The organism is Streptomyces sp. FH025, from assembly GCF_017427025.1.
Classification (GTDB): Bacteria; Actinomycetota; Actinomycetes; order Streptomycetales; family Streptomycetaceae; genus Kitasatospora.
Genome location: NZ_JAFLNG010000620.1, coordinates 1 through 4,637 on the forward strand (window position 1 = coordinate 1; position 4,637 = coordinate 4,637).

A 4,637-nucleotide genomic window follows, 5' to 3' on the forward strand; every position below is an offset into this window, starting at 1 on the left:
GTCGGCACAGCCCGCGCAACCGCTTCGTCGCGGGCGAGCTGAACCGGGCGGGTCTGGCCACCTTGCTGTTCGACCTGCTCACCGAGGAGGAGGCGTTCGACCGGGCGAACGTCTTCGACACCTCCCTGCTCGCCCGCCGTCTGACCGACGCCACCCACTGGCTGCGCGGCCGGGACGACACCGGAGGACTCGCGGTCGGCTACTTCGGGGCCAGCACCGGAGCCGCCGCGGCGCTGTGGGCGGCGGCGGAACCGGACTCCCCCGCCCGGGCGGTCGTCTCCCGCGGCGGGCGACCCGATCTCGCCGGCCCCCGCCTTCCGGCCGTCGCCGCGCCCACCCTGCTCATCGTCGGCGGTGACGACCACGTGGTCCTCGACCTCAACCAGCAGGCCCAGGCACGGCTGCGCTGCGAGAGCCAACTCGCCGTGGTCCCGGGCGCCACCCACCTGTTCGAGGAACCCGGAACACTCGAAGAGGTCGCCGACCTGGCCGCGCGGTGGTTCACCGCCCACCTCACCCCGGTGGCGAACCCGGCTCCCTGAGCCCGTCCGGTCGGCGTCCGCCCGGCCGGGGACGGTGTCGGCGGGAGAACAGCACCAGCAGGAACCCGCCGACGTACGACGCGAGGACGGCCCCGGACGGGCGCCCGTCCGGGGCGAAGCCGTTGACGGCCAGTCGGGCCAGAGCGGGAAGAACCGCGGCCAGGCCGCAGGCGAGCGCGACAGCCGACCCGAGCCCGCCGCGTCCCGGGTCCACGGCAAGACGGCGCAGCGGCCGCTGCGCCCGTTGCACGGCCAGGGTCAGCGGGGCGAGCAGCAGGGCCAGGACGGCGAGCCAGAGCGGGCGCAGCGCCCACCACTGCCACGAGCCGACAGCGGGCTGGGGTGCGATCCCGGACGGGTAGAGCGTGACCGCGACGATCACCACCGGGACGGGGTGCCACAGATAGACCGTCATCACCGCCCGGTTGAGCCGGGAGAGCCGCTCCTGCCGCCGCGCGCCGGCGACCAGGCGCCGCCCGGCGGGCTCCGCCGCCAGGAGGAGGCCGCACTGGGCGGCGGCGAAGGCGAGCAGGGCGATGGACGGCGGCGTGGTGTTGCCCGCTCGGTGGCCGGTGCCGACCATGTCCACCGGAAACGGGCCCCGGGCCAGCAGGCCCGCGAGGAGGAGCGCACCGGCCGCGGCCATCAGGAGCGGGCGCCGGCCGCGGGTGAGACGGCCGTCCTGCCACGCGAATCCCCACTGGTGCATGGAGCCCCACACCAGCAGGTAGTTGGCGAAGCCGACCACCGGCAGGCGCGGGCCGAGGACCGCCAGATCCACGGCCGCGGCAGCGACGGCCATCACGAAGGGCACCCGCGGGCCCCATCGCCGGTGAGCGGCCAGGAGCACCGGGGTCAGCGCGATCAGTAGCAGGTAGACCGGCAGGAACCACAGGTGCAGGGCGAGGTACCAGCCGGTCTGCGCCAGTTCGCCCGGGCCCGTGCCGCTCTCCCGGGCCACGGTGACTCCGAGGAAGACGGCGACCAGGTACACCGTGGCGGGCCACAGCAGCCGCAGGGCGCGTCTGCGCACCCAGCTCGCCCAGTCCCCGCCGTGTTCGCGGTACTCCGTCCAGGAGGCCGCGTTGGCCAGGCCCCCGACCAGGAAGACGACCGGCATCACCTGGAACAGCAGCGTCAGCCAGCGCCCCCAGACGACGTACTGCAACGCGTCCTGACCCGAGAGCCGCCCGTCCCGGTAGGTGGGGTTCGTCAGCAGCCAGTGGCCCAGGACGACCGTGCCGATCGCCCCGGTGCGCAGGAGGTCCGCGTAGCGGTTGCGTTCCACGGTTCGGCTCCCCCGGCTGGGACGTTCGGGGTCCTCCGCGTGAGGTCAGGTCCTGGGCGCCGAACGGGCCATTCGTCCGTGCGGTCGAAGAGCGTCTTCGGCCGGTTGACCGAGGCGGTGGCGGTTCGCACGGCGGTACCGTCCGTTCGCTCGGCGGCGGCCCCAGCCCCAGTAGACGTCCGACCGGGCCCGGCCGCCTCCCGGGGGACGGGCCCGTCGGGCCGTGGCCGGGCGCTTCGCCGTGCTCCCGGTCGGCTCATCCCGGTCCGCGTCCGATGTCCCGCTCCAGTTCGAGGGCGAGGACCTGGTCCAGGTGGACGTAGGTCTCGAAGCGGGCGCCCTCCGGCAGGTCGGCCCGGTCCTCCAGGACCTCCAGGGCGCCCAACGCGACCCGGGCGTCCAGGTCTTCGTTCAGGCCGTCGAAGCTCGCCCGGACCGTGTCGGTGTCCAGCGGACCGGAGGGCGCGCGGGCGAGGTCGGCCACGAGCGCGCGCCAGCGGGCGAGCCTCGCGGCGGCGTCCGTCAGAGCGGCTGCGGTGAGCCGGACCGGGGCGGTGACGGCGTGTTCGAGGAGAACGAGGCGCAGCGCGCGGGGATCGCGCTCGGACGCCGGGAACGGGATCAGCGGGTCCGGCCCGGCGTTCGAAGGCTCCTCGGTCACCGGGCCGGTGGCCAGGAGCGCTGTGGACCACGCGCCGGGGTGCCGGGGCGGGCGGCCGGTGATGACCAGGTCGGCCGTTGTCGGGTCGGCGCCGTCCGGCTCTCGGCGCGCGCTCAGCCGGGCGGGTGGGCGGATGCCGAGTCGGTCGGCGGCTTTCAGGAGGGCCCGGACCTGCTCGTCGGGGCCGTCCGGGACGGCGAGTTCGGTGAACACCTGGGGGCCCTGGGCCTCGCAGGTGCGGGCCAGCACGTCACCGGCCAGCAGGGCGCGCAGGTCCCCCAGCCCGAACGGGTGCCCCTGCTCGCCGGCATCGACGGTCACGCGCAGGAGTCCGGCTCGATGAGGGCGGACGTCGACGTGCTTTCCCGTGTGGGCGTCGGTGATGCGCACAAGGGTTCCCTTTCGGCTCGGGGGGTCGAATCAGCCGGCCATCGCACGGGCGGCGCCGGAACCACCGCCGAGGGCCCGTCCTCGGACCGTACGGTCCGGCGTGACGCCGACGGAGCGTGCCCGCCGGCCCGGGCACCGGTCCGTCCCCGGGCCGGCCCACGAGGTTGACGGCCCGGCCCGTTCAGGCCGGGGCGTACGTCAGGCAGTCGATGTCGCTCTGGTGGAATCCGACGGTGATACCGCTGGCGCGGCACTCGAGGCCGACGTTGTGGCGGCAGTCCGACATCTTGCACGCGCCGACCCGGCCGTTGGCAGAGGGGTCGCCGCCCTTGAGCGGCGCCTGCAGGTAGGTGTCGCAGTGGGCGTGACGGGCATCGCCGACGGTGATGGCCAAGGCGTGGCACGCGAGGCCCTGGTTGTAGGCACAGCCTTCAACCGCGCATTCGGTGATGACGGGCATTTCCATGGCGAGGTCCTTCGGTCGCGACTTTCGCCCGCGGGACCGGCCGGTGGCCGGTGTGAGCAGGCGAGCCCTCCGTTCGAGCATGGGCAACGGCGTGGTCGGCGGCCACCGGCGTTAGCCCGGCGGGAGCGACCGCCGCGGCCGCGCTGGTGCTCCGGGCCACCGGAGTCGCCGGAGCAGGCCATGGTGTGCGGGATTCGGCTGAGCGTGCACAGCGGATGGGGCTGTCCCGGTCGGGGCGCGGCCGGTCTGAGGGTCAGGTGCGTTCGGTCAGGAGGGCCGCGCCGTCCGAGAGGGTGGCGAGGCGCGGGTAGTCGTCCTCGTCGATCCGGCATCCGGCTCGTTCGGACAGTCGCTCGACGAGGGTCAGGAAGTCGAGGGAGTCGAGTTCGAGGGCCTCCCGGACGTTCATGTCCGGTCCGATCCCCGCGAAGTCGGCATCCGGGACGATCTCGGTCAGCGTGTCCCGGAGCAGGGTCAGGGCTTCGTCGTGGTTCACAGTTCCTCTGGTTTCTGCAGCAGTCTGTCGAGAGCCGTCAGGTAGCGGGCGCCCGTCGCCCCGTCACTGGCGCGGTGGTCGGCGGAGAGGGTGGCGGTGACCACCGGCCCCACGCCGACCATGCCGCCGACGGCCCGTGGACGTTCGACGACCCTGCCGAGGCCCACGAGCGCGACCTGCGGCGGGTAGATGACACCGAAGACGGCCTCCACTCCCTGGTCTCCCAGACTCGTGACGGTGATCGTCGGATCGGAGGTTTCGGAGCCGCGCAGCCGACCGCCGCGCGCTCGGGACACCAAGTCCCGCAACCGTCCCATGAGTTCAGCCGGCGTCAGGTCGGCGGCGTCGTGGAGAGCGGGCGCGATCAGCCCACCGCCGCGCAGGGCGACGGCCACACCGAGGTGGACCGTCGGTGCGGGGACGAAGCCGCCTTCCGTCCAGAACCCGTTGAGCTGGGGCACCTCACGGGCCGCCAGGGCGGCGGCCTTGAGCAGCAGGGCGGCGGGGACCAGCCGTTCGGACACCGGGAGTTGCCGGTTGCGTTCGCGCAACCAACCGACCGCGGCGGAGAGGTCCACGGTGGTGGAGAGGTAGTAGTGCGGGATCTCCCGCTTGGACCGCGCCATCAGGTCGCCGACGGCCAGGCGCATCACCCGTTGCCGGTCCGCCGCGGTAGGAGGGGTCACGGCCCGGGGTTCGAGCGTGGGCGGGGCGGTCCGAACGAGGGCGGCGCGAACGTCGGACACCCGGACGGCGCCGTCCGCACCCGTTCCCGTCACAGTGGCGAGGTCGAG

Annotated in this window: 6 protein-coding genes; 1 reads left to right on the forward strand and 5 read right to left on the reverse strand. The window is 74.1% G+C overall.

What is annotated here, in order from left to right; all coding sequences use genetic code 11:
- On the forward strand, positions 1-542 hold a 542-nt coding region (locus tag J0670_RS30695; RefSeq protein ID WP_207815040.1), incomplete at its 5' end, for a dienelactone hydrolase family protein.
- Here J0670_RS30695 and J0670_RS30700 read toward each other — a convergent pair.
- The 5 genes from J0670_RS30700 to J0670_RS30720 form a co-directional block, all read right to left on the reverse strand.
- Positions 514-1,830 carry an acyltransferase gene (locus tag J0670_RS30700; protein ID WP_207815042.1) on the reverse strand — a complete coding sequence of 439 codons (1,317 nt, stop codon included), beginning with the start codon at positions 1,828-1,830 and terminating at the stop codon, positions 514-516. The two genes, J0670_RS30695 and J0670_RS30700, sit on opposite strands and share 29 nt — an antisense overlap.
- Positions 1,831-2,086: 256 nt before the next feature.
- Positions 2,087-2,812: a hypothetical protein gene (locus J0670_RS30705; protein ID WP_207815044.1), complete on the reverse strand. Its 726-nt coding sequence runs from the start codon at positions 2,810-2,812 to the stop codon at positions 2,087-2,089.
- 250 nt (positions 2,813-3,062) lie between these two features.
- Positions 3,063-3,347 carry a DUF1540 domain-containing protein gene (locus J0670_RS30710; protein ID WP_207815046.1) on the reverse strand — a complete coding sequence of 95 codons (285 nt, stop codon included), beginning with the start codon at positions 3,345-3,347 and terminating at the stop codon, positions 3,063-3,065.
- Positions 3,348-3,600: 253 nt separating this feature from the next.
- Positions 3,601-3,843 (reverse strand): acyl carrier protein, encoded by a 243-nt coding sequence (locus tag J0670_RS30715; RefSeq protein ID WP_207815049.1) that lies wholly within the window; start codon positions 3,841-3,843, stop codon positions 3,601-3,603.
- A partial coding sequence (locus J0670_RS30720) for a 2-oxo acid dehydrogenase subunit E2 (protein WP_243437754.1) occupies positions 3,840-4,637 on the reverse strand: 798 nt, incomplete at its 5' end. The genes J0670_RS30720 and J0670_RS30715, both read right to left, overlap by 4 nt.